The 23,755-nt window shown below is 49.0% G+C and carries 18 protein-coding genes, 1 tRNA gene and 1 pseudogene; 13 read left to right on the top strand and 7 right to left on the bottom strand.

Annotation, left to right across the window (positions count from 1 at the left end; all coding sequences use genetic code 11):
- The first annotated feature begins 108 nt into the window (after positions 1-108).
- The 8 genes from BUC30_RS06150 to BUC30_RS06115 all read left to right on the top strand — a co-directional run bounded on the left by BUC30_RS06150 (position 109) and on the right by BUC30_RS06115 (position 10,668).
- Positions 109-2,502: a circularly permuted type 2 ATP-grasp protein gene (locus BUC30_RS06150; RefSeq protein WP_244536514.1), complete on the top strand. Its 2,394-nt coding sequence runs from the start codon at positions 109-111 to the stop codon at positions 2,500-2,502.
- Position 2,503: 1 nt separating this feature from the next.
- Positions 2,504-3,382, top strand: coding sequence for a transglutaminase family protein (locus BUC30_RS06145; protein WP_073424042.1), 879 nt, complete (start codon positions 2,504-2,506; stop codon positions 3,380-3,382).
- Between the two features lie 104 nt (positions 3,383-3,486).
- Positions 3,487-4,980, top strand: coding sequence for a circularly permuted type 2 ATP-grasp protein (locus BUC30_RS06140; protein ID WP_073424041.1), 1,494 nt, complete (start codon positions 3,487-3,489; stop codon positions 4,978-4,980).
- 24 nt (positions 4,981-5,004) lie between these two features.
- Entirely contained in the window at positions 5,005-5,934 is a 930-nt protein-coding gene (locus BUC30_RS06135) for an alpha-E domain-containing protein (protein WP_073424040.1), read from the top strand.
- Between the two features lie 72 nt (positions 5,935-6,006).
- Positions 6,007-6,534, top strand: coding sequence for a hypothetical protein (locus tag BUC30_RS06130; protein WP_073424675.1), 528 nt, complete (start codon positions 6,007-6,009; stop codon positions 6,532-6,534).
- A gap of 48 nt (positions 6,535-6,582) precedes the next feature.
- On the top strand, positions 6,583-7,419 hold the full coding sequence (locus BUC30_RS06125) for a class I SAM-dependent methyltransferase (RefSeq protein WP_073424039.1): 837 nt from the start codon (positions 6,583-6,585) through the stop codon (positions 7,417-7,419).
- A gap of 197 nt (positions 7,420-7,616) precedes the next feature.
- Positions 7,617-9,920: a CotH kinase family protein gene (locus BUC30_RS06120; RefSeq protein ID WP_073424038.1), complete on the top strand. Its 2,304-nt coding sequence runs from the start codon at positions 7,617-7,619 to the stop codon at positions 9,918-9,920.
- 61 nt (positions 9,921-9,981) lie between these two features.
- Entirely contained in the window at positions 9,982-10,668 is a 687-nt protein-coding gene (locus BUC30_RS06115) for a hypothetical protein (RefSeq protein WP_073424037.1), read from the top strand.
- A gap of 411 nt (positions 10,669-11,079) precedes the next feature.
- On the opposite strand, the gene BUC30_RS06110 is transcribed toward BUC30_RS06115, so the two are convergent.
- Positions 11,080-11,153 (bottom strand) — tRNA-Pro (locus BUC30_RS06110).
- Between the two features lie 184 nt (positions 11,154-11,337).
- On the opposite strand from BUC30_RS06110, the gene lexA reads away from it, so the two are divergent.
- On the top strand, positions 11,338-11,994 hold the full coding sequence (gene lexA, locus BUC30_RS06105; RefSeq protein ID WP_073424036.1) for a transcriptional repressor LexA: 657 nt from the start codon (positions 11,338-11,340) through the stop codon (positions 11,992-11,994).
- Positions 11,995-12,105: 111 nt separating this feature from the next.
- Here the strand turns inward: lexA and BUC30_RS06100 are convergent, their stop codons facing one another.
- Both BUC30_RS06100 and BUC30_RS06095 read right to left on the bottom strand, forming a co-directional pair.
- Positions 12,106-13,164: a hypothetical protein gene (locus BUC30_RS06100; RefSeq protein WP_073424035.1), complete on the bottom strand. Its 1,059-nt coding sequence runs from the start codon at positions 13,162-13,164 to the stop codon at positions 12,106-12,108.
- Positions 13,165-13,167: 3 nt separating this feature from the next.
- On the bottom strand, positions 13,168-13,593 hold the full coding sequence (locus BUC30_RS06095) for a peptidylprolyl isomerase (protein WP_073424674.1): 426 nt from the start codon (positions 13,591-13,593) through the stop codon (positions 13,168-13,170).
- Between the two features lie 257 nt (positions 13,594-13,850).
- Here BUC30_RS06095 and lepA point away from each other — a divergent pair, with 257 nt between their 5' ends.
- Positions 13,851-15,671: a translation elongation factor 4 gene (gene lepA / locus BUC30_RS06090; RefSeq protein WP_073424034.1), complete on the top strand. Its 1,821-nt coding sequence runs from the start codon at positions 13,851-13,853 to the stop codon at positions 15,669-15,671.
- Positions 15,672-15,742: 71 nt separating this feature from the next.
- Positions 15,743-16,669: a S26 family signal peptidase gene (locus tag BUC30_RS06085; RefSeq protein WP_244536513.1), complete on the top strand. Its 927-nt coding sequence runs from the start codon at positions 15,743-15,745 to the stop codon at positions 16,667-16,669.
- A 300-nt stretch (positions 16,670-16,969) separates the two neighbouring features.
- Here BUC30_RS06085 and BUC30_RS06080 read toward each other — a convergent pair whose 3' ends face one another.
- From BUC30_RS06080 to BUC30_RS06075, 3 genes and pseudogenes are all read right to left on the bottom strand, one after another.
- Positions 16,970-18,214 carry a DUF1015 domain-containing protein gene (locus BUC30_RS06080; protein WP_348536624.1) on the bottom strand — a complete coding sequence of 415 codons (1,245 nt, stop codon included), beginning with the start codon at positions 18,212-18,214 and terminating at the stop codon, positions 16,970-16,972.
- Positions 18,215-18,313: 99 nt separating this feature from the next.
- A pseudogene (locus BUC30_RS16510) lies at positions 18,314-18,796 on the bottom strand (DUF2062 domain-containing protein); the annotation flags it as partial.
- A 195-nt stretch (positions 18,797-18,991) separates the two neighbouring features.
- A complete protein-coding gene (locus BUC30_RS06075) occupies positions 18,992-20,011 on the bottom strand; it encodes a fibrobacter succinogenes major paralogous domain-containing protein (RefSeq protein WP_244536512.1) in 1,020 nt (339 codons plus the stop codon).
- A gap of 247 nt (positions 20,012-20,258) precedes the next feature.
- On the opposite strand from BUC30_RS06075, the gene greA reads away from it, so the two are divergent.
- Positions 20,259-20,726 (top strand): transcription elongation factor GreA, encoded by a 468-nt coding sequence (gene greA / locus BUC30_RS06070; RefSeq protein WP_073424673.1) that lies wholly within the window; start codon positions 20,259-20,261, stop codon positions 20,724-20,726.
- A gap of 143 nt (positions 20,727-20,869) precedes the next feature.
- Positions 20,870-21,709, top strand: coding sequence for a TatD family hydrolase (locus BUC30_RS06065; protein ID WP_073424030.1), 840 nt, complete (start codon positions 20,870-20,872; stop codon positions 21,707-21,709).
- On the opposite strand, the gene BUC30_RS06060 is transcribed toward BUC30_RS06065, so the two are convergent.
- The gene (locus BUC30_RS06060) at positions 21,706-23,709 is read right to left on the bottom strand and encodes a putative bifunctional diguanylate cyclase/phosphodiesterase (protein ID WP_073424029.1); all 2,004 of its coding nucleotides are present in this window, start codon (positions 23,707-23,709) and stop codon (positions 21,706-21,708) included. The genes BUC30_RS06065 and BUC30_RS06060 overlap by 4 nt on opposite strands.
- Positions 23,710-23,755: the final 46 nt, after the last annotated feature.

Raw genomic sequence — 23,755 nt, 5'->3', positions numbered from 1 at the left:
ATTTGAAATTTCATTCTCAAAATGTCCTAAAAACCATAGTTTCAACGGTTTGCGCAAAAAAGTCATGCTCCTTGGCACGGCTTTTGCATTTATTGGTGCATGAACTGCATGGAAACAGAAAACTCGTTTATTAATTCCATTTCGGCGATGTCGAAAGTGGAATTCGAGCACCGCTGCAGGCGTTTGCATAACGTTCTCGATGAGAACGATCTTTCGTCGAGCATGGGAGGCAACCACAAGGGTACAGACCCCATCCCTCTCGTGATTACGGCCGAAGAATGGAAAACGCTGGAAGCGGGCGTTGCACAAAGGGCAAAGCTTTTTAACGCGCTCGCGAAAGACATTTATGGCGAACAAAGTCTTTGGAAAAAAGGAAAATTGCCCGCCGCGCTGTTGTTTGCGAACCCGGATTTTTTGCAGGTTGTATGGAAGGTACACCCGGTTGGCGATGTATTTGTGAACTTGACATCAACCGATGTCGCAAGGCTCAAAGACGGAACGTTTGTGGCAGTATCGGACCATTTGCAAGTACCCGATGGGTTGGGGCGTGCGCTGGAGAACCGCATTGGCGTAAGCCGTGCATTCCCGGAACTTTTCCGCAGCATGCAAACGGAACGATTGGCAGGATTTTTCAAGAAGCTGATGGATGGCCTAGACGCCATGCACAAGAACATAGGAGGTGAAGGTGAAACCAGCAAGGTGGTACTTTTGGCATCGAGCCCGGACAATCCGCGTCGAGCAGAAGACGCAGTAATCGCCCGTTACCTCGGGATCCCGCTTGTCGAAAACGATGACCTCGCGATTCGCAACATGCAGGTGTACATGAAGACGCTTATGGGACTCAAGAAAATTGGGACCATATTCCGCCGAGTGGAAGACGGCATGTGCGACCCGCTGGAATTGCGAATTGACAGTGGCGAAGGGGCTGTTGGCTTAATCAGTTCCGTCCGCGCAGGGAACGTCGCGATAGCGAACTTCCTCGGGACAGGCGTTTTGGAAACGCCCGTATTCAAGCCTTTCTTGCCAGAAATTTGCCGCGAGCTTTTGGGCGAAGAGCTGCTGTTGCGCGATGTGGAAACGCTTTGGCTCGGGAACGCAGATGATGCGGAACGCGTGTTGGCTGAACCCGAAAAATGGATTTTCAAAAAGGCGTTCCGCGACGAAGGTAGCTTCAAGGAGGCTGAACCCAAGACTTACGCGACCATGACAACAACGGCACAGCTTGCGTTGTTGCAAACGGTCGAGAATGCACCCGAGCAATGGGTGGCAGAAAGATCCATGGAGGTTTCAACCGTTTACGCTTACCGAGGAGAGTTCACTCCAGCGGTTTCGCTGATGCGGTTCTTTGCAGTCAATACAACGAACGAAACTTCGGTGATGCCGGGCGGTCTCGGGATTATGGACAATGGACTTGGAGAAAAAGACATTTGGGTGCTTTCGGAAAATCCTGTGGCGAACTTTTCATTGCTCGCGCCAGCAAGTCAGGCGATTACGCCGTCGAGAGCTGGAGGCGACCTGCCTAGCCGTGCGGCCGAGAACTTGTTCCGGCTGGGGCGAGCATTGTCTTCATCGAACATGATGGCGCGTATCGCAAGAGGTATCGCGGTGAGGCTCTCGGACGAATCCTGGATGGACATGCCGGAACTGCCGTGGATACTGAAAGCGGGGCTTACGGACGAATCGCAGTCGAGGCTCGCGCAAGATCCCGAAAACGCACTCCGTTACTTTATCTTGCGTAAGGACAACAAGAACGGCATGCAATGTGTGCTGACGGAAATTAGAGAGCTCGGCATGCAGTTGCGAGACCGCATTTCGGAGGATTTATGGCTTTACTTGAACGGATTTGGCATTGCAGAAGTGCCGGCAGGAACAGGTGCGGCAGCGCTGTTGCCCTACCTAAAGGAGGTCCTGTCGGACAGCGCTGCAGTAGCCGGGCTTGCAGCCGACTCCATGACGCGAGGCCACGAATGGCGCTTTTTGGAACTCGGTCGTGAAATCGAATGCGCCATCCGCACCTTGCAACTGGTCAAAAGTTTGCTGTACACCGCCCCTACCGACGAAATGACAAACTTACGCTTGTTACAAGCAGTTCTTGAAATCGGCGACGGACTCATGACTTACCACCGCCGCTATGGAGGCCGTTTGCAAGTTGTCCCCGTCATCGACTTGCTTTTGTCGGACGAATCCAACCCGCGAAGCGTCGCCTACCAGGTGGCAAAATTGCGGAAAGCCGCAAAGCACTTGCCCGGCAACGACCAGAGCGAAGCGACATTTTCGCCGCTCGACCGTGAACTGATGCGCGTACTTGCAGAACTGCGCCTCGCAAACATTGAACAGCTTGCAGAAACTGTAAATAACAAAAGGGAGAACCTCATAAAACTCGTAGAAGCACAGATAAACTCTATTGAACGGATTGCCGAAATCGTAAACAGGCTCTACTTAAGCCACGCCCCGCGCGCAGGAGTTTTCCACGCGACAACCATGGATGTGTCGGAGGTTTAAGATGCCCATTTATCAAGTTGACCATGAGACCGTCTACGACTACCGACTCCCCGTTCTTTACAGCAACCACCTCGCCCACATGCTCCCGCGAACAGTCAGCCGACAAAACTGGCTCAACCACAGCATCGAAGTGGAACCGAACCCAACAATTCGACAGGAACGCATCGACATTTTCGGGAATAGGGTGTTGGCATTCAGCATCGAGCAGGAGCACACGCACTTTAGATTCAAGACGACTGGCATTGTAGATGTTCAAGGAGAAGAACCGCCAAAACAAGGTGAAACGATGGAATGGGAAGATGTCGCAAAACTTTTGGAACGCCCGACAAGCGACGAAACGCTAGACGCCGCGATGTACGCCTACGCCTCACCTTTCGCCAAATTTGACGAATCCGTCCGCAATTACGCGCTCGAAAGTTTTGAGCAGGACCGACCCATTTTTGATGCCGCCTACGAGCTGATGACGCGAATCTACACGGATTGCAAGTACACACCTGGAGCGACGAGAATCGGAGCGCAGCCGCAGGAAATCTTGCGCGGGCGAAAAGGCGTCTGCCAAGACTTTGCGCACTTGATGATAGGCTGCCTGCGTTCACTGCATTTGCCCTGCCGTTACGTGAGCGGTTACCTCCGCACGCATCCATGCGAAGGGCAACCCAAACTTGTCGGAGCCGACGCGACCCACGCCTGGGTCAGCACCTACATTCCCGGCCACGGCTGGGTAGAACTGGACCCCACCAACAACGTGCTCGGGGGTGACGAGCACATCATACTCGCCTGGGGCAGAGACTTCGGGGATGTGAGCCCATTAAAGGGCGTCATCACCGGAGGTGGCGAGCATACCTTGAAAGTGTCCGTGAACGTGGACCTGAAGGAATAAGTGAGACTACAAGAAACAATGGATCCTATCGCCTTCGGCTCCAGGATGACTGGACGGGGTGACAGCAAGGAAACATTTAACATAAAAGCATAAGGAAACACAACATGCGATTTGGAAATTACGACACCGAAGGCTTTTACGATGAGCTTTGCTTACCGGATGGGACTCCCCGCCCGGCCGCAGAGCCGTTGTTTACGAAAATCAACGAGCTTCCCGAAGGAGAACTGCAACGCCGCCAGATCATTGCGGAATCTGCGTTTTACGATAACGGAATTACATTCGCGGTTTATGGCAACAAGGACGGCAAGGACAAAATTATCCCCTTTGACGTCATCCCGCGTATTGTAAGCGCCGCCGACTGGAAGCACCTCGAAGCAGGTCTCAAACAGCGTACAGAAGCGCTGAACTGCTTTTTGACGGACATCTACAACGATCGCAAGATTTTGCGTGACAAGGTCGTTCCCGAAAGCCTCATCAACACCTGCACCGCCTACCGCCCGCAGATGGAAGGCTTTGTGCCGCCCAAAGGAATCTGGGCGCACATTACAGGCACGGACCTTGTGCGCGATACCGACGGTACATTCTATGTACTTGAAGACAACATGCGTTGCCCGAGTGGAGTCTCGTACGTGTTGCAGAACCGTCAGATTCTAAAGCGTACGTTCCCGCAGGTATTCTCCAACTGTTCCATTCGCCCCGTAGACGAATACTGCACCCGTCTGCGCCACGCGCTGGAATACTTGGCAGATTCTACTGCGTCGCCCAAGGTCGTGGTGCTGACACCCGGCATCTACAACTCGGCTTACTACGAACATTCCTATTTGGCACAGCAGATGGGCGTGGACCTCGTGACTGGCGATGACCTCGTTGTGCAAGACAAGAAAGTCTACGCACGCACAACGCGCGGCCTCAAGCAGGTTCATGTGATTTACCGCCGTGTCGATGACGAATTCTTGGATCCGAAGGTTTTCCGCCCGGATTCTTGCCTCGGCGTGCCCGGATTGATTGAAGCGTACAAGGCAGGTAATGTAGCGCTTGCGAATGCGCCCGGTTGCGGCGTTGCCGACGACAAGGCGATTTACACCTATGTGCCGCAGATTATCAAGTACTATCTCGGCGAGGAGGCGATCATCCCGAATGTGCCGACATTCGTTTGCGAGAACCCAAAGCACATGCAGCATGTTTTGGACCACATTGAAAACATGGTCGTCAAGGCCGCCAGCGAATCCGGCGGCTACGGCATGCTCGTCGGTCCAAAATCGACAAAGGCGGAATGCGAAGCGTTCAAGAGCAAGATTATCGCGAACCCGCGTAACTACATTGCGCAGCCCATGATTTCGCTCAGCCGCGTGCCTTGCATTGTCGATGGCGGTTTCGAAGGTCGCCATGTGGATTTGCGCCCCTACATTGTGCAAGGGCGAGAGACTTACATTCTCCCCGGTGGCCTCACTCGCGTAGCACTCCGCAAGGGTTCTATCGTGGTGAATAGCTCGCAGGGCGGCGGATGCAAGGACACTTGGGTCATTGCCGAAAACGAAAAGGCTCCGGAACTCGGACAAGCCAAACTTTGGATGGAACAACAACAGCAACAACAATAGGAATTTAGAAGTAGGAAGTGTAATATGTTAAGCAGAGTCGCAAATTCCATTTATTGGCTCGCCCGCTATATTGAACGCGCCAAAAACGTTGCGCGAAGCATCGATGTGAACCTTCAGCTGCAACTGGACTTGCCCGGCGAAGAACGCCCTTGGGAACCGGTAATTCAGATTGCCGGCAATGCCGATGACTTCTTCAAAAAATACGCGCATGTTTCCATTGAAAACGCGCTCATGTTCCTGACGTTCGACAAGGATAATCCGAACAGCATCATTTCGTGCGTCGGGGCCGCCCGTGAAAACGCCCGCTGCGTCCGCGAAAGGATATCTTCGGAACTGTGGATTGCCATCAACCAGTTTTACTTGAAACTGAACGACCCCGAAATGCCGAAGGAAGCGTTGGCAGGTCCACACGCCTTTTACAACAGCGTCAAGGAATTCAGCCAGCTCACCGCGGGCATCATTCAGGGGACGATGAACCACGATGTCGCCTGGAACTTCACGCATCTCGGTACATTGCTTGAACGCGCTGACCAGACATCACGTATTCTAGATGTCAAGTACTACATCTTGCTTCCGGATGTGAGCATGGTGGGCATGGCGCTCGATACCGTGCAGTGGAACGCCGTTCTCAAGAGCGTCGGTGCATACGAAATGTTCCACCGCCGCAATTCGAATGTGACGCCGCATAACGTCGCAGAATTTCTCCTGCTCTCCGAAGACTTTCCGCGTTCCTTGCGCTACTGCTTGGAAAAAGCGGAGCAGTGTCTCAAGAACATCGCCTACCCAGTCAAAAGCAAGGCGGAATCCATCCGCCTCTTGGGAAAGCTGCGTTCCGACATCGCGTTCACGACCATCGAAGAAATCATCGACCAGGGACTTCACGAACAAATTGAAAAAGTCCAGATTCGACTAAACGAACTCGGCAATCAGATCTGGAAAGATTTTTTCTGCTAAAAAATTCCATTACACTCAAATAAAATCACAATGACGGGTTTCGGCACGTCATTTCTTTTGTATATTCCGAACATGGCGTTTTCTAAGGAATATCTCAAAGATTACGAACGCAAGATTCGTGAGCTCCCTGTCGAGGAGCTCTACGATATTTTAAGCCAAATTCGCGATCATGCATTTCAGGCAGATGATTCTCCAGAACGGATCCGAATTGTCGAAAAACGCATAATCGAACTTACAGGCGACAAAAATGCCATTTTGCCATTGCCACAGTATACACAAAGTCTCAATGAAAAATATCAAAACAGAATGACGCCTGGCTCTATTGTATTTAAAGTCATTGGCATAACCTTAATCTTTGCGGGTTTCTGCTTTATCGATAATCATTTAAAGCAATTCACATCTTTTAATTTTATTACAAGCGGTCTAGGATTCTTAATATTTGTAATAGGTTGTACAATCGACGGACAAATAAGACTGTGCTTAAAAGAATTTACCGTCATCAGAACAAGAAAAGATCACCCAAAAGAATTTAAACGCATTACAGGCATTCTAGACATTATCGGCTATGGACTGATCATTTACGGTCTTTTTGCTTTTTAAATTTCTATTTTTGCAAAGCGAGCCTTTAACTCGCTTTTTGGAGCATTTATGAAAACTTGCAGAATTTGTGGCAAAACATCCGAAGCGAAATCTTACTTTGCAAAAGAGATGATGTATTTAAACGCAGGGCGTTTTGAATACTTTGAATGCCCGCACTGCAAGTGTCTGCAAATCGATAGCGTTCCTGAAAACTTAAGCGAATACTACGGTCCCAATTACTATAGCTACAACAAGCCCGCCGACACAGTCACTCGCGCAAAGACACAACACAACAAGCGCATACTCGACGTGGGTTGTGGCGCAGGCGCATTGCTCTGCAGTATGGCAGCAACTTCAGGAATTGAGAGCCTTACCGGTTGCGACCCGTTCATCGAAAAAGATATCTCGTACGAAAACGGCGTTCAGATTTTCAAGAAGACGGTCCACGAAATGACCGGCGAATTCGACATCATCATGCTCAACGATTCGTTCGAACACATGACTGACCCACATGAAACTATGGATAGTCTCAAGCGACTCTTGGCAAGTGGTGGTACTATTAAGATGACGCTCCCCATCTACCCCAACATTGCGTTTGATAAGTACAAGGAAAACTGGTATCAGCTCGACGCCCCCCGTCATATCTTTTTGCATTCCATCAACAGCCTAAAACTCCTTGCCGACCAACACGGTTTCAAAATTGCGCAGATGATTTTCGACTCCAACAACTCCGCCATTTTGAGGAGTTACCTGTACACCAAGGGAATCACATTCTGGAAGCAAGACCCGAAAGACATTTTCAAGTATTTTACCAAAAGCGAAATTATCGACATCGATAAGAAAATAGCTGAAGCCAACAAAAAAGGTTATGGCGACCACGCCACAGTCTACTTCATGCATAAATAATTGACAGAAAAATAACAGCACAAATTAGTCATAATCTCCTTTTTTTGAGCATTTTTGTCTCATTTCATTGAAAAACTTCTCAACGTTTACAACAGTTAATAAAAAAAAACAATAAAAACGGTCTATTGAATAGAAAACCGCTATATATTCCATTATAGAACGTGTGGGTTTAGTTTTTTCAAGGGATGAGATTAATAATGAAAAAACTGTTGGTTTGGTCACTCGCTGTTGCGGGTACATGTTTTTACGGGTGTGCAGACGAAAACGCAACTGCATTTGGTAGCATTGCGCCAGAAATTGGCGAAGTTTCATCTTCATCTGTTGAAGAAGATGATCCAGATAATCAAACTCTTCCGCCATCAACAGAAGAGTCTTCTTCGTCCAGCGTACTCGAAGGCGTCTCTAGTTCACAAAATAATTCTCAAGAAGCTCCTGCTCCGAGCTCATCTAGTGCAGGCTCTAATACGGATTCTAGCGAAGACGCTCTCGAAAGTTCATCCTCGCCCGTCCTAAATTCTAGTTCTGCAATAGCACCAGCAAGCAGCTCTTCTCCAGCTCAAATTCAGATTCCATTATCCTCAAGCTCCATTGCAAGTGTAATTTCAAGTTCTTCAGCAATTGTGGCATCATCGTCTAGCGGACTCCAGGAATACGATGATAATCATAAGCCCAAAGATTCTTTCCTCCCGAAAGCAGGCTTCTACAAGAGTTTAACCATTGAACCGCTCACACCGCAAAAGGGTGGCGAAATCCGTTGCACATTTGACGGGTCTTTCCCGACCGCAGCTTCCGAACAAATTACAGTCTCAACCCCGATTACCGAAAACACAGTTATACGTTGTTCTGAATTCGTAAACGGAATCGCTGCAGATACGACAACGCAAACTTACTTTATCAATGAAAGCGTCTCGATGCCGGTTGTTGCCCTCACGGTCAATCACCACGATATGTTCGACTCCACTGATGGTCTTTACGCTACAGGAAACCTCACTGGCGGTGGCATGGGTGGCGGCATGTGGGGTGGCGGCAACGCAAACGTTACCGACAACAACAACCCGAAATGCGCAGAACCCTGCAAGGCAGCAAACTTCTGGAGAGACGATGAACTCCCCGTCCACGTGGAATACTTCGAAAAAGGTAGCTCCACCACAGAAAAGACATGGGAAATCGACGCAGGCATTTCGATTATCGGTAACTACAGCCGATACAAGCCCAAAAAGAGTGTCGCCATCAAAATGGATAACGACACCTACGGCGACAAAACAATCAAATATTCTTTGTTCAAAACGCGCCCTGAAGCCAAGAAATTCAAGAGTTTCAATTTGCGCAACAACGGCAACCGTTTCTGGACGGACTATGTTGGCGATGCCATGATGACCTCACTTATGGAAGGCACAGAAGTCGATTACCAGCGCAGCCGACAAGTCGTCGTATTCTATAACGGTGAATACTTCGGCATTCACGATATGCGCGAACGCTTGAACAGACACTTCGTCGAAACAAACTACGGCATCGATTCCAAGTCGATCAACATGATCAAGATTACCGGTTCTGGCTACGAAGCTAGCGGAACAAATGGAGCCTCAACGGAAGATTACAAACAACTCGTAAATAGTATTTCTAGTGCAAATTTTGCAGGCGAAAACAACGCACAGTACGAACAGATTAAGAGCAAACTCAATGTCAATAGCTTTGCTCAATACATGTTCGCCGAAATGTACTACCACAATGGCGACTGGCCGAACAATAACGTGCGCGCCTGGGGTGGCAACGGACACCCGTTCAAGTTTGTCGCATTCGACACCGACCATGGTTTTGGCTTTACACCGGGCATCAGCGGTTTTGACGAAGAAAATCAAAACATGTTCGACTGGGTTCTTGGTGCAAAACAGACAAGCAATCAAGGCGGAAATGGCGGCATGTGGGGCGGCTTCGGCGGAGGCTTTGGTGGCGGTTTTGGCACATCAGTCGATAGCAGGGCTCCGGGCGGAATGCTCAAGAAGCTCCTCGAAAATCCAGACTTCAAGCGCCTTTTCATCAACAACGCATGCATTCTCCTCAACAGCTACTTGACTTACGAAAAGGTGCAGAGCACGGTCCAGTCTATGATGGCAACGATTCCATCTTCGGAACAGCAGCGTGACGAGCAACGCTGGCCGCGTAACCAGGCAAACTTCAAGTGGGATCCGAGCGGCAATACGCTTATCGCATTCGCCAAGAACCGTAGCGAAACACTTAAGAAAGAAATGGCAGAACGATTCGATCTCGAAAATGAAGTTTCTGTGACCATCGGCGCAAGCGGAAACGGCTCTGTACTAGTGGACAACATGAAACTCCCGAGCAACAATTATCAATGCAAATTCTTCACAAATAATGAACTGCAATTGACAGCAGTAGCAGGTGCCGGAGCGGTATTCACGGGATGGTCTGACGGATCAACCGAAAACCCGCATAAAGTTACACCCACAGCAGGCATGACCATCACAGCGCAATTCAGATAAACACTTTTTATTCTAGTCTCCTTTCCCCGCGGATAACGCGGGGATTTTTTATATTGGGACTATGTCCAGAGCAGCCAAAAGACGCAGAAAACTCATGATGATGGAGAGCCAAATGATGGAGAATCAACCTCTCCCACCCTCCAATGTCAAGCTGACAAGTTCTACTAAAAAGCTGTCACCAAGAAACAAGATTCTAATTATTTTATTCATATTAGAAGTATGTTTCACTGCAGTGTTTTTCCTTCTAAGAGCAAAAACACATTCGTTTGATCTCGGCTATATCATCGACGATATATTTTTGAACAAACTTGCTGAACGTGAACTATACAGAACATTGCTTAAAATTTCATTAGCCTTCTCTTTAAGCATTGCAATTGGCATTACTTTCCACATCCTTAAAATATTGCCAGCAAGAAAAGACAACAAAGAACCATCTACAAAAAATTTTATTACTGAATTCATTCTTCTACTAATACTCGCCATTGGCGTTTCAATTTCAGAAGTTATCGAACTCCCAGCAAGGTTCACAAAAAAGCCAATACTCAAAAAAGAAATCCTTATTAATAAAGATACCTGGACAACGAAATCAGGGATGCATTACGACCTTATATTCAGCAGCAAATCGAGCATAACAGTCAGCAAGCGCACTTATTTAGCAACGGATATCGGAACTGAATTTTACACAGTTTATCAAGGGTCGTTTCTGATTGATTTTTTCCCGATGGATAAATATTTTTTGAGAAAGTAATAAAGAATTGGAACGAAATACAATTAATACAGTAGTATCATTTGGTGAAGTAAAAAGCAACATTATAAAGGGGTTGAATAGCTATATTAGGAACATATCCCCCAAACAACAAAAATCTACGTAGCTGTTGGCTGCGTAGATTTTTTTATGCTAATTGCAAATCGGGGTAGCCAGATGGGCTGCGCTGGCTTCCCGATTGAGCATCGGGGTAGCCAGATTGCTCTCGCCCCTATTCGGCTACGCCGAGTGGCTCGAGCCCTACGGGCTGCACGCACGCGTGCAGCGCAAAATCCGCCATTCGTTTTCTCTCCGTTCAAACATTGGCGGATTTTGTCGAACTGACTTCGTCAGTTCCTCTGGCACCCCACCAAATACACAAAGAGCCACCCCTGCGGGGCGGCTCTTTGTGTATCGGGGTAGCCAGATTCGAACTGACGACATTCTGCTCCCAAAGCAGACGCTCTACCAGGCTGAGCTACACCCCGAAGTGACAGCAAATATAGCAAAGATTATTGCAAAATTTGAATGAAACCTCTAAAAATTTTCATCTATAACAAATTTTTTCATAAAAACTTCACTTTTGTGCACTGAAAATATTGACAATTGCCCAGTTGTGCATTATATTTATATTGTCCAAATTCCAGAACCCTTTATGACGAGAGGCTAAACATGGAAAACTTTAATGAAAAGCGCAAAGAACTGACGGCAAGGCAAGAAGAAATCTACGAATACATCAAGAAGTATTCCAAGGAAAACCGCATGCCGCCTACCGTCCGCGAAATCGGCAACCACTTCGACATTTCTTCGACAAACGGAGTTCGTTCCATTCTAGCAGCCCTCATCAAGAAAGGCTACATCAACCGTTCTCCACGCCTCAGCCGTGGCATCGAAATTTTAAGCTCAGACGAAAGCGATTCAAACAAGAAGGCAGCAAGCAACACGATTGAAATTCCCATTGTCGGTCGCGTTGCCGCAGGTACGCCGATTCTCGCCGTGCAGAACCTCGAAGGTACAGTCACCATCGACAGAGACTTCCTCGCCTGCCGTAGCGATGTGTTTGCTCTCCGCGTCAAGGGCGACTCCATGATCAACGCCGGCATTTTCGATGGCGACTTGATTTTCGCTCGTCAGCAAAAGACTGCCGATCTTGGCGAAATCGTCGTGGCTCAGATTGATAACGAAGCTACAGTCAAGTACTACCACCCGAGCGCAGACCACGTGGAACTTCGCCCGGCAAATCCCAAGTACAAGCCGATTATCGTGAACAACAGAAAAGACTTCTCAATTGCAGGCCGCGTCATCGGCGTCATGAGAAAAGTCAATTAATTTATTTTCAAGGGTATACAAAAAACCGAGGTTTGACGCCTCGGCTTTTTTATTCTTTGGAACCCCTCCCCTATTGAGCTATGCACTCCCAGGGGCGAGGTTAACAACAAATTAATCGTCGAAATCGGCGAGTTCTTCTTCAGCTTCCTTCAAGTCAGCAGCGTCCGGTCCTTCGATATCGTCGTCCTCCACTTCGTCAAGAGAGTCTCCGCCCATAGCGCCCAGCTGGTATTCCACCTTGCGTGCTTCCTTGGACTGACCCAAGTGCAAAATAGCGGCACATTCTTCGCAGTAACCGAGGTGTTTGTCGACCCAGAATTCCGGAGAAACAAGGTTCTTGTTGCAGCGCGTGCAAATCTGCGTTGCAGCTTCGCGCGTGAAGGCAGCGTTCTGTTCTTCAAGTTCCTTCAAGATGCGTTCCGTCAATTCTTCCTGCGTTTCTTCAGCAAGAGAAATCTTGTGACGGATGGCGGAAGTCGGCTTCTTTTCGAGGTTCTTCATTTCAGAAGTCACCTTCTTCTTGTTGGCGCGTTCTTCCTGTTCATCAATTTCAACAAACATAATGAACTTACAAGGCTTCTTACCGCCTTCAAGCAAAACAGCATACGGATAATCAGACTTCACAAAAGCCTTCTTGGGTTCGACCTTTTCAACGACTTCAACTTTTTCAGTGGCTTTTTCAACCACCTTTTCAGGTTCCTTTTCTTGGACCTTTTCAACTACCTTAACAGGTTCTTTAACAACCTTCTTTTCGACTTCCTTTTCAGGAGCCTTCTTTGCAACAGGCTTAGCCTCGACTGCCGGTTCAACCTTCTTTACAGTCTCAACATGCTTCTTTGCTGGAGTTTCAGCAGCCTTAACCACCTTTGCGGTTTCTTTCTTTGCTGGTTCTTCTTTTTTGGCGACAGGCTTCTTTGCTGCTGCAGTGGACTTTGCCGGAGCAACTTTTTCCGGAGCAGCCTTCTTTACAGGTGCTGGCTCAGCCTTTGCAGCAGGCTTCTTTGCGGCAGCAACAGGCTTTGCAGGAGCCTTGGCAGGGGCAGTCTTTTTAGTCGGTGCCGGAGCAGCCTTCGCAGCAGGTTTCTTTGCGGCAGCAGCGGGTTTTGTAGATTTCTTTTCAGAAGCACTCGCCTTTGCAGGCGCTTTAGATGTCGCTTTTGTTGAACTCATATTTTACTTCTTTTCCACAATTTTAATGTTCAAAATCGGATCGTTCGGGTCAATACGGCACACGACATCGTGACCTTCAATGACCTTACCAAAAACAGTATGATGACCGTCTAAATGCGGCTGCGGGAGGTGCGTAATGAAGAACTGAGAACCACCGGTATTCGGGCCTCTGTTCGCCATCGAAATCACACCCGTCTCATGCTTAAGATTGTTCACTTCATCATCAATGGTATAACCAGGACCACCCGTTCCATCACCCTTCGGGTCGCCACCCTGGATCATAAATCCTGGGATAACGCGATGGAAAACAAGCCCGTTATAGAAACCGGAATTAGCGAGTTCCACAAAATTTGCCACGGTATTCGGTGCAGCCTTGAAATTCAAGTCCACAACGATTTTCCCCTCATGAGTTGTAATCTCGGCAAGAATCTGTGTTGTCCCCGTGTAATCCTTGTTGAAAACCTTCCCCGCAGCAAAAGCATTTGCGGCAAGGCAAAGGGCACTGCAAATAATGAACTTTTTTAACAAAACTTAACTTCCGTCGTTGTAACGTTCTAAAAGTATATCGTACTAAAAGAACAAATTGTACACCTAGAATATAGTTTTTTTTTAATGGGTTCACAGCGAGTTCCAATAAACAGGCACAAGATTTCTATATTTATGCAAAAACTCTTCAACATCTTAATATGCCGCAAAACAACAATATCCGTAATTTTAGCATTATCGCCCACATCGATCACGGCAAATCCACCTTGGCCGACAGAATGATTGAATTGACCAAGACGGTCTCTAAAAACGAAATGATGAACCAGCTCCTGGACGACATGGACCTGGAACGCGAACGCGGCATTACCATCAAGGCTCACGCCATCCGCATGGTCTATGAAAAAGACGGTGAAGAATACATTTTGAACATGATCGATACGCCGGGGCACGTGGACTTCACTTACGAAGTCAGCCGTTCCCTCGCCGCTTGCGAAGGCGCCATCCTCGTCGTGGACGCAAGCCAGGGCATCGAAGCGCAAACGCTTTCGAACCTCTACCTCGCTATCGAAAACGACCTTACGATCATCCCGGTTTTGAACAAAGTAGACCTTCCGGGTGCACAGCCCGATCACGTGGCTCAGCTCGTCGGTGACCTGCTCGGCTACGATCCGGACAAGATTCCGCGCATTTCCGCAAAGACAGGCCTCAACGTGGAACAGGTGCTCGACAAGATTGTCGACGAAATCCCGGCCCCGAAGGGCGATTCCGGCAAGCCGCTCAAGGCCCTCATTTTTGACTCCGTTTACGATTCCTACCGCGGCGTGATCAACTACATCCGCATTGTTGAAGGCACGCTCAAGGCGGGCATGAAAATCCGCATGATGAAGACGGGTGGCGAATACGTCGTCACGGAAGTCGGTACATTCAGCATGCGCCGCGACCCGCGCCCGGAACTGACCGAAGGCATGGTCGGCTACGTGCTTGCAAACGTCAAGACGATTAGCGACGTGAAAATCGGTGACACGCTCACGGACGCAGCCAATCCAGCCGAAGAACCGCTCCCGGGCTACAAGGACGTGCTCCCGATGATTTACTCGGGTATCTACCCCATCGACCCGGAAGATTACAAGGATTTGCGCGAAGCTCTTGAAAAGCTCCGCCTCAACGACTCTGCCCTCTGCTGGGAACCGGAAACTTCCGAAGCGCTCGGCTTTGGCTTCCGCACGGGATTCCTCGGACTTTTGCACATGGAAATCGTGCAGGAACGTTTGGACCGCGAATTCAACGTGGACATCATCACAACCGTGCCGAACGTGGAATACCACGTATACATGAGCGACGGCTCCATGGTGAAAATCGAAAGCCCATCCAAACTCCCCGACGCTAGCCGCTACGACTACATCGAAGAGCCGTATGTGAAGGCACAGATTTTTACACCGAAGGAATATGTCGGCGCCATGATGACGCTTTGCGAAGAAAAGCGCGGCACGTTCGAAACGATGGAATACATCGACGAAACAAAGGTCATCCTCAAGTACGACCTTCCGCTTGCCGAAATCATGTTCGACTTCTACGACCGTCTCAAGTCTCTGAGCCGCGGTTACGCAGGTCTCGACTACACGCCGAGCGAATACAAGCGCAACAACCTCGTCAAGCTCGACATTCTCTTGAACGGTGACCCGGTCGACGCCTTCTCCGTGATTATCCACCGCGACAAGGCAAACACCTACGCCAACGCCATCTGCGTAAAACTCAAGGACCTCATTCCGCGCCAGCAGTTCGACGTCGCCATCCAGGGAGCCATCGGCGGAAAGATTATCAGCCGTTCGACCGTGAAGGCAGTCCGCAAGGACGTGCTTGCCAAGTGCTACGGCGGTGACATTACCCGTAAGCGTAAGCTCCTCGAAAAACAGAAGGAAGGTAAGAAGCGCATGAAGAGCATCGGCTCCGTGGAAGTGCCGCAGAAGGCGTTCCTCGCCGTCCTCTCTCTCAGCGACGATTCTACCGGTGGCAACGACTAATCGCAATCAGAACCATGTCAGCACTCGATCGTAAAGTCAGGTCATTACAACGACGCCATTCCAGAGCGCACGTGTTTTTCCTCGTCTTTATCCTCGGCATCGTGCTGACAATCATGATCGGGGTTCGCACCTATATTTTCGAGCCCGTCCGCCTGCAAGACAACTCGCTACATCCCAAATTCAAAAAGAATAGCATCATGTGGATGTGCAAGCTTCCGAGCTGTACAGAAAATATTGTCGACGGCGATTACGTCTGGGGCGTCATGCGCAACCAGGACAACATGGTTCGCAGAGTCATCGGCGTTCCAGGCGATTCCATCACGATTACGAACAACGGCAAAGTCTACACGCCACACCGCAACTTCAGATGGAAAGGCGAAGACGCATTCATCGAAACGCGCAGCATCTACGTTCCGCGCAAAGGCGATACACTCCGTTTTGACCAGCTAAGCGATGTCGAACAAGACTACTTGATAGCTCTCATGCACGAGCAGAACGAGAAAATCTACATCAAGTCCAGTCTTTGGCAAGGCAACCGAGAAATGCCGCTAGAACGCATCGGTTCCACAAAGCTCGGAAACCGCCTTGTGAGTTTGCAAGAAATCGACTTCATGCCCTGGCAAGACAGATTCCTCGTAGAACTCCAAATATTCCTTGCAGAACCCGGCAACACGCCCATCCATATCAAGCGTGAACTATACAACGCCAAGGATTCCTCGAAGATTTCTTTTTACGTTGTTCCTGAAGACTGCTATTACCTCATCTGCGAAAAATCCAACCATTGCGCAGACTCCAGAGAAATCGGTTACTTTACCACAAATCGTCTTATCGGTCGCGCCAACAAAACGGCAAACAACATTCAGAAATCATTCGACAAGCGCATTTCCGAACTTCAAAATTCAGCGAGATCGTTGTTGAAACGCGCGACGAAAACAGGCAAAAAGCCTGAGAAAAAAGACAAAAAGAAGCCGGCAAAAAAAGAATCTACCAAAACTTAAATCGTTTAAATTTCAACAGAACGATTATACCCGAAAGATACAGAACACGTATCCACCTGTGCTTTTGACTTAAATCCATATTCCACACACCATATTAAACATCACCGGCGGGAAATGTAGAATTTAGGAACACAAAAAACGAATTATTGACTCATTTTGCAAACAACCGTTTGCAGGAACGCAAAAATAAAAGCATTGCGTATCAAAAAGCCAAAACGCACCCAAGCCGGGTGCGTTCTGCAATTTTCACTATAGAAGTCCGCGCCTCTCGTACGAGAGGTTCGCGCATTCTACAAGCAATTAGTCAAGCGTGTGGACCAAGAGACCGTCGCGGAGCTTCGGTTCGAACCAAGTGCTCTTCGGCGGCATGATTTCGCCAGCGTCGGCAATGCTCATGAGCTGATCGAGCGTGGTCGGATACATTGCAAATGCGCAAGCGCATTCACCGCTATCGACGCGCTTTACGAGTTCGCCGAGACCACGGATACCACCGACAAAGTCGATGCGCTTGGAAGTACGCGGATCGTCAATGTCGAAGAGCGGCTTCAAGATGAGCTTCTGGAGGAGAGCCACGTCGAGGCTGTCGACCGGGCCAAGGTTCTTGAGGAACTTGTCCTTGAACGTGCAAGCATACCACTTGCCGCCCATGTAGAAGTTCACCTGGTTCTGCTTGCTCGGGCTCTGCATGCTCGGCAATTCTTCGATGTCGAACACAAGCTTCATTTCTTCCATGAGCTGTTCCGGCGTGCGGCCGTTCAAGTCCTTAAGCACGCGGTTGTAGTCCAAAATCTTGAGCTGGGTGCTCGGGAAGAGAATAGCGAGGTAACGGTTGTATTCTTCGTTGCCCGTGTTCTTCGGATTCTGTTCGGCGCGGTAGCTGGCAGCGCGAGCACCAGCAGCACTGCGGTGGTGACCATCAGCGATGTAGCTCACCGGAATTTCTTCGAAGGACTTGCGGATAGCTTCGATTTCGGCATCATCGTCGATGACCCAAACCGTGTGGCCAAAGCCGTCGCCCTTGCTCACGAAGTCGTAAACAGGCTTGCGCTTGGTCACGGCACCGAAGATATCAAACTGGCCGTTGTCGCGGTAAGTGAGGAACACCGGACCCGTATTGGCGTTCGTAGCGAGCACATGGCGCAAACGGTCTTCTTCCTTGTCAGCGCGGGTAAGTTCGTGCTTCTTGATGGTGCCGTTGAAATAGTCGGCAGCCGGAACGCAGCACACAAGACCGTACTGTTCGCGACCGTTCATCGTCTGGCGATAAACGTAGAGGCACGGCTTCGGGTCGAAAGCGATCACGCCGTCTTCGATCATCTTGTCGAGATTTTCACGAGCGTGGGCATAAACCTTCGGATCGTAAGCGTCGACAGAATCCGGAAGTTCGAGTTCGGCACGCGTCACGCGCAAGTAGGAGTGCGGAAGGCCCTCAGCCATAGCCTTGGCTTCGGCGCGATTCATCACGTCGTAAGGGAGCGCAGAGATAGTCTCAGCTTCAGCCGGGTTCACCGGACGCAAAGCCTTGAACGGATAGATGTGCATCATAGGTTTCTTTCCTTTGTGTGCTTCTTTGATTAAAACTTCGTCTTCGGCAATCAGGTTATGGATATAACCCGTCTTTGCCGCAATCCATTTTTTCTTCCTGTAACTTACGATGAAATAAGCTAGAAAAAAGAAGATGGCGCCGCCAATAGCAGCGACAATTGTAATGCCAATCATGAACGCCAACAGGTGGTCCGCAGCGTCATTCCACAAATGCCCGATCACCGTCGTGAAATTCTTGAACGAAAGCCCCTGGAATTCTTCCAAAAAGTCAAACTTAATCGCCTCCGGATGGACAATCTTACACCCGAGCATATAACCCGTCGGGTAGAAAAATCCGAACTGAGTCAGCGGGTTTGCCACAAACGACGAGACAATCCCCGGAACTTTCGGAAGGCGGAACAAGGCACAGAACGCAACCGTCAAAATAATAGCGACACCAATCGTCGGCCAAATACCAATAAAGACGCCCGCCGCCACAGACCACGCCACACGCATGGCATCCTGACGCCTCGGAAACATCCTATTGTAATAAATACGGCTTAAGCGCTTGTACTTCGATTCGTTCCTTCTCAATTTAACCATATCACCTCTTAAATAACCGAGCCAAAGATAGTAAATATAGAGGAAAGACCAAAGACTATAAAAGGGGGAAGACTCCCCCTGATTGCAGCCTTGCCCTATTGTCATGCCCGCCTCCGAGCGGGCACCTCCTTTTAGGGCAAGTCTTCCATCACCCCCTCGAACGGGGCTTCAATCGCCAGCCCCGTAACGCCCCGGCTACAAGTCCTTCAGACAACGAACTGAAAAGGCGGTATCCTTGAGGCCAGGCTCTAGGCCTGCATACACGGTGTAGTCCAAGGACATGTAAGAGGCGTAGAACGAACCCGCAGAATTAGAGCACCAGAAGTAAGCGGAATTGCCATCAGCGCCAAATTGGCCACCATTGTCCCGGCCTCCTGCAGGGAGGGCAGAAAATCCCACGCTGTCTGTACCATTCCATCCCGTCTGAGCTTTGAGAATCTTACCAGCCCCTAATTCCCCACCTACTTCGGCAAACAGAGTTTTCCATTCGGTTTCAGTCGGCAAGTGCCAGCCATCGGGACAAATGCCCTGTACCTTTGCCGGGAGCGTACAGTTCCAGGTCTTGTCGAAACCGCAGTCCTGCGGATTGTCGGCATCGGTCGCGAGTTTCACCGAGTCTATCGCCGCTGCCCAAGTATAAAGGCGTCCAGCCACGGCACAATTTTCAGCCTTGTTGTTATAGCACCAACTGCGTTTCAACAGGCTCGGAGTTTTGACACTATCGGCATAGTTCAAGTTTTCGGCCATCCACACATGGTCACCAATTTTCACAGTCTTGTAAATTTGACCATCGCGGGGATCCGTCATTGAATCATAGGCAATACCAGAATTGAAGCGACATTCTTTGGGAACGTCCCAGCTCCAGCCGGTCTCACCCTCTAAAAGAACTGAGCAATTCAGCGCAGCAGATGAACTGCTCGAAGATCCGTCCTGACTGCTAGAGGACACTTCTTCAACGCCACTGCTGGATTCCTCGCTACTGCTAGAAGATGAATTCAACGAATCTGTACTGCTACTGGATTCTTCGTGGCTATCACCACTCAGAATGACGCTGGACGACGATTCAACTTTTAGACTGCTAGAAGAACTCTGAATTTCTTCAGAACTAGAAATTCCATTGTCATTTGGAGCGCTAGTACCACTGTCACCACCACAAGCAGCAAGCAAAAGCAAACCAGAAACAGCCGCAACAGCCACGCCCCCACGCAAAGACATCTTTCCACACCATAAATTCTTCAACAACATAAGATTCTCTGATATAAAGTTTTTAACAAATATAATTTATTTGATTGAGTAGTCGTATCCTTATGTCATTCTGACGCCAAAGGCGGAAGAGACCGGTCAATTCTTGTTTACGCATTAAAAGACTTTACTGGATTCTTCGGGGTAAGCCACTCAGAATGACGATTAAAGTTTTTTGATGTTACAAACCATAAACAGCAAATTTTTTAATTTTTACCGCATGAAACACTTGATTTCGAAAGAAGGCTTTGAAAAATTCAAGGCGGAATGGGAACATCTCAAATACGTCGAACGCCCGGCAATGATCAACCAGGTGCAAGCCGCCGCTGCCGAAGGCGACCGCAGCGAAAACGCTGCTTACACTTACGGGCGCATGCGCGTGCGCGAAATTGACCGCCGCCTGCGTGAACTCGACCGCATTTTGGATGGCGCACAGATTGTCGAAAACGCCGCCACCAAGGACGGCTCCATCCGCTTTGGCGCCACCGTCAAAATGATTGACAAGAAGACCAAACGCGAAAAAATTTACAGCATCGTCGGTGACAAGGAAATCGACCCGCTCCAGGGCCGCATCAGCATGAAGTCCCCCATCGGCGAAGCCTTGCAAGGCAAAAAAGCCGGCGACACCGTCGAAGTCCAAGCCCCCCGCGGAAAGATCGTTTACGAGATATTAGAGGTTAGTTACTAGTTATTAGTCATTGGTCAATAGTTTAAGTTAGGCACCAAAGGTGCGTTTTCTAATCCAAAACAAATAGCGATTGACCATAATCTAAATATTTAAGCCAGCTAATTTTCAAAATAATTCAACTAAAGACTATTGACTAACAACCAATGACCAACTTCATCGATACCCATTGTCATATTGATTCTTACGAGCGCCATGCGGCCGAATCCTTTGACGCACTTTTAGAGCGCTTCCAGACCGCCAGTTTCACGACCGAACGCAGTTCTGCCAAAGAAAAAGCGGCAGCCTCCAAAATTGCACAGCCAGAAGCTTTCATTCACGTTGCCTGCGACCCGGCAGACTTTGACCGCGCCCGCGAACTCAGCGAAAAATATCCATTCGTCTACACCGCTTACGGCATCCATCCCGAATACGTCGAAACAGAGACCACCGAAGACGAATCTCGCATGATGGAATTTTTGAAGCACCCGAAATGCGTTGCCTGCGGTGAATTCGGACTCGACTACCATTACGGTGCCGAAACAAAAACCGCCCAAGTCAAGCTCTTTGAACGCCATTTGCAGCTCGGTATCGAAAGCGGCAAGCCTCTCGTGCTCCACCTCCGCGAAGCCGATGACGACGCCCTCGCCGTACTCCGCAACGCAAACTTGCACAACCGCAACGTTCATGTTCACTGCTTTACAGGCACGCCAGAATTCGTCGAACAGCTCCTTACGCTAGACGCAAACATCTTCGTCGGATTCACGGGAATCGTCACGTTCAACAATGCGCAAAACGTCCGGGATGCAGCAGCGCTCGTACCGCTCGACCAGATGCTTTTGGAGACCGACGCCCCTTACATGGCGCCCGTCCCCTTCCGCGGCAAGCCTTGCCACTCCGGCTACATACCTTTTATCGCCGACAAGCTCGCCGAAATAAAAAAAGTGACGGTAGAAGAACTCTACCATCACTGTCGTGAAAACACGAAAAAATGCTACGGAATCTAAGCTTTAACAGCGTTCTGTTCTGTTTCGAAGGTAGATCCCTGCGCCGGAGCATTATAATGCTCCTTCATGTATTCTAGCGCCTTATCCGTATTGAGAGGTCTGCTAAAATAGAAGCCCTGAATCAAGTGGCAGCCTTCGCGATACAAGAAGTCGAGCTGTTCCTTCGTTTCAACGCCTTCGGCGATGAGATCCAAGTTCAAGGACTTTGCAATGCCAATCACCATGCGAGCAAACGAAGCGTCTTCTTCGTTATCCGCCACGTGATCCACAAAGTACTTATCCATCTTAAGAGTATGCACTGGATAGCGCTTCAAGTAAGAAAGCGAACTGTAACCCGTTCCAAAGTCATCAATCGAAATCTGGATACCCATATTCGAAAGCGCACGCATGATTTCAATCGTCTTGTCCGCTTCACACATGGCTGTGTATTCCGTAATTTCGAGCTTCAAGTTACGCGGATTCAAGTTCGTTTCCGTCAGCACACGGCGCACATCATCAACCATGGAATCCATCGAGAACTGCTTTGCCGAGAAGTTCACCGCCACCTGGATATCCTTAAATCCCATGTCCACCCATTGCTTGGTCTGCTTGCAAGCCATGCGCAAAATGAGCGCACCCATCGGCACAATGAGCCCCGTTTCTTCAGCAATCGGGATAAATTCAGCCGGCGAAATAATGCCGCGTTCTGACTGGTTCCAACGCACAAGCGCTTCAAAGCCCACAATCTTGTTGCCCGCCTGAATATCGACAATCGGCTGGTACATGAGCACAAATTCTTGTGCCTGAATAGCCCTGCGGATTTCGAATTCGAGCTTGTAAAGCTTCATCGCCTTTTCGCGAATGCCGCCGCTAAAGAACTGGATACCGCCATGGTTAATGCCCTTCTTCATATCGCGAAGGCTTGCGTTTGCATTGGCGAGAATATCCTCGACGCAATCCACATCCTGATTCACGACAATCGACATCGAAACGCTGATGTAAAGGTCCTTGCCTTCCAGCGGAATCGGAGACTTTACCTTGTTATGAATATTACGAACAAGCGGAATCAAATCGTCATTCGGGTCACGGCTCTGGATGTTGTGCAAGATAACGGCGAACACATCAGGACCGATTCGGGCCACACAGTCATCCGGACGAGCAATTGATTTTAATCGGTCAGCAATCGTGCGGAGGACGTTATCGCCAATATTGATGGAGTAAGACGCATTGATAGCACCAAAGCTATCGACATCCAAAAGCGCCACTGCAAAAACATAACCAGGACGTTTTGCAGCAATATCCACATCGTTTTTCAGCTTTTCAAGGAAGTACTTGCGATTATAAATACCAGTGAGAGCATCCTGATAAACGTAATTGTAATGTTCACGTTCAACAGACTTGCGATCCATCGCTTCCGTCAACGATCCAATTACGCGAATCGGGCGACCTAATTCATTGCTCTGGACGCGTCCGCTAATCACGAGCTTCATATTCTTCTTAGATGCATCAAGCAAGGTCAGGTTGCAAGAGAATGTTCCAGAAGTCTGCAAAGCGGCATTCAGCTGTTCACGGAATGCGTTCCAGTCACTTTCAATCACACGCTTTTTCAGAGGCTCAAAAGAATCTTCAAGAACAGCGTTCTCGGTAGCAAGCAACTTGGCAATGCGGTTCGACCAGTAAACCTTTCCCGAAGCCACATCAAACGTCCAGAATCCATCCGACGACACATCAATCATCATCTGGAACATTTCATCTTTTTCGATAAGGTCTTTTTTAAGATCGCGAATCGGCTCCACGACTTTTGGTTCCGGAATATCGACGTCATTGCGAAGTTTCCGAGCATCCATCGGGAACTTGTAAAAAAGCGCAACATACGCCAAGAAAACTATCGCCAAAAAGTACGGGATAAAATTATAAGCGTGTTCTGCAAAATTCAGAATATCTGGTATCGATTCTGCAAACAAGAAACACGCTAACAATAGCGCAAAGCGCAAGACTACATGTTCGTCAAATAATCTCATGTCAACCCAATCCTATATTTACACCTAAAATAAGCAGAATATTTCA

This window comes from Fibrobacter sp. UWB7 (assembly GCF_900142945.1).
In the GTDB taxonomy this organism is placed as follows: domain Bacteria; phylum Fibrobacterota; class Fibrobacteria; order Fibrobacterales; family Fibrobacteraceae; genus Fibrobacter.
The sequence above is the reverse complement of the archived record's forward strand: the minus strand, read 5'-3'. Positions and strand labels throughout refer to the sequence as shown.

Coding starts and splice junctions, on each gene's coding strand:
- BUC30_RS06130 (WP_073424675.1), top strand. CDS start 6,007: ATGGCGTTTTCTAAGGAATATCTCAAAGATTACGAACGCAAGATTCGT.
- BUC30_RS06145 (WP_073424042.1), top strand. CDS start 2,504: ATGCCCATTTATCAAGTTGACCATGAGACCGTCTACGACTACCGACTC.
- BUC30_RS06100 (WP_073424035.1), bottom strand. CDS start 13,164: ATGAGTTCAACAAAAGCGACATCTAAAGCGCCTGCAAAGGCGAGTGCT.
- lepA (WP_073424034.1), top strand. CDS start 13,851: ATGCCGCAAAACAACAATATCCGTAATTTTAGCATTATCGCCCACATC.
- lexA (WP_073424036.1), top strand. CDS start 11,338: ATGGAAAACTTTAATGAAAAGCGCAAAGAACTGACGGCAAGGCAAGAA.
- BUC30_RS06140 (WP_073424041.1), top strand. CDS start 3,487: ATGCGATTTGGAAATTACGACACCGAAGGCTTTTACGATGAGCTTTGC.
- BUC30_RS06080 (WP_348536624.1), bottom strand. CDS start 18,214: ATGATGCACATCTATCCGTTCAAGGCTTTGCGTCCGGTGAACCCGGCT.
- BUC30_RS06115 (WP_073424037.1), top strand. CDS start 9,982: ATGTCCAGAGCAGCCAAAAGACGCAGAAAACTCATGATGATGGAGAGC.
- BUC30_RS06120 (WP_073424038.1), top strand. CDS start 7,617: ATGAAAAAACTGTTGGTTTGGTCACTCGCTGTTGCGGGTACATGTTTT.
- BUC30_RS06150 (WP_244536514.1), top strand. CDS start 109: ATGGAAACAGAAAACTCGTTTATTAATTCCATTTCGGCGATGTCGAAA.
- greA (WP_073424673.1), top strand. CDS start 20,259: ATGAAACACTTGATTTCGAAAGAAGGCTTTGAAAAATTCAAGGCGGAA.
- BUC30_RS06125 (WP_073424039.1), top strand. CDS start 6,583: ATGAAAACTTGCAGAATTTGTGGCAAAACATCCGAAGCGAAATCTTAC.
- BUC30_RS06060 (WP_073424029.1), bottom strand. CDS start 23,709: ATGAGATTATTTGACGAACATGTAGTCTTGCGCTTTGCGCTATTGTTA.
- BUC30_RS06065 (WP_073424030.1), top strand. CDS start 20,870: ATGACCAACTTCATCGATACCCATTGTCATATTGATTCTTACGAGCGC.
- BUC30_RS06135 (WP_073424040.1), top strand. CDS start 5,005: ATGTTAAGCAGAGTCGCAAATTCCATTTATTGGCTCGCCCGCTATATT.
- BUC30_RS06075 (WP_244536512.1), bottom strand. CDS start 20,011: ATGTCTTTGCGTGGGGGCGTGGCTGTTGCGGCTGTTTCTGGTTTGCTT.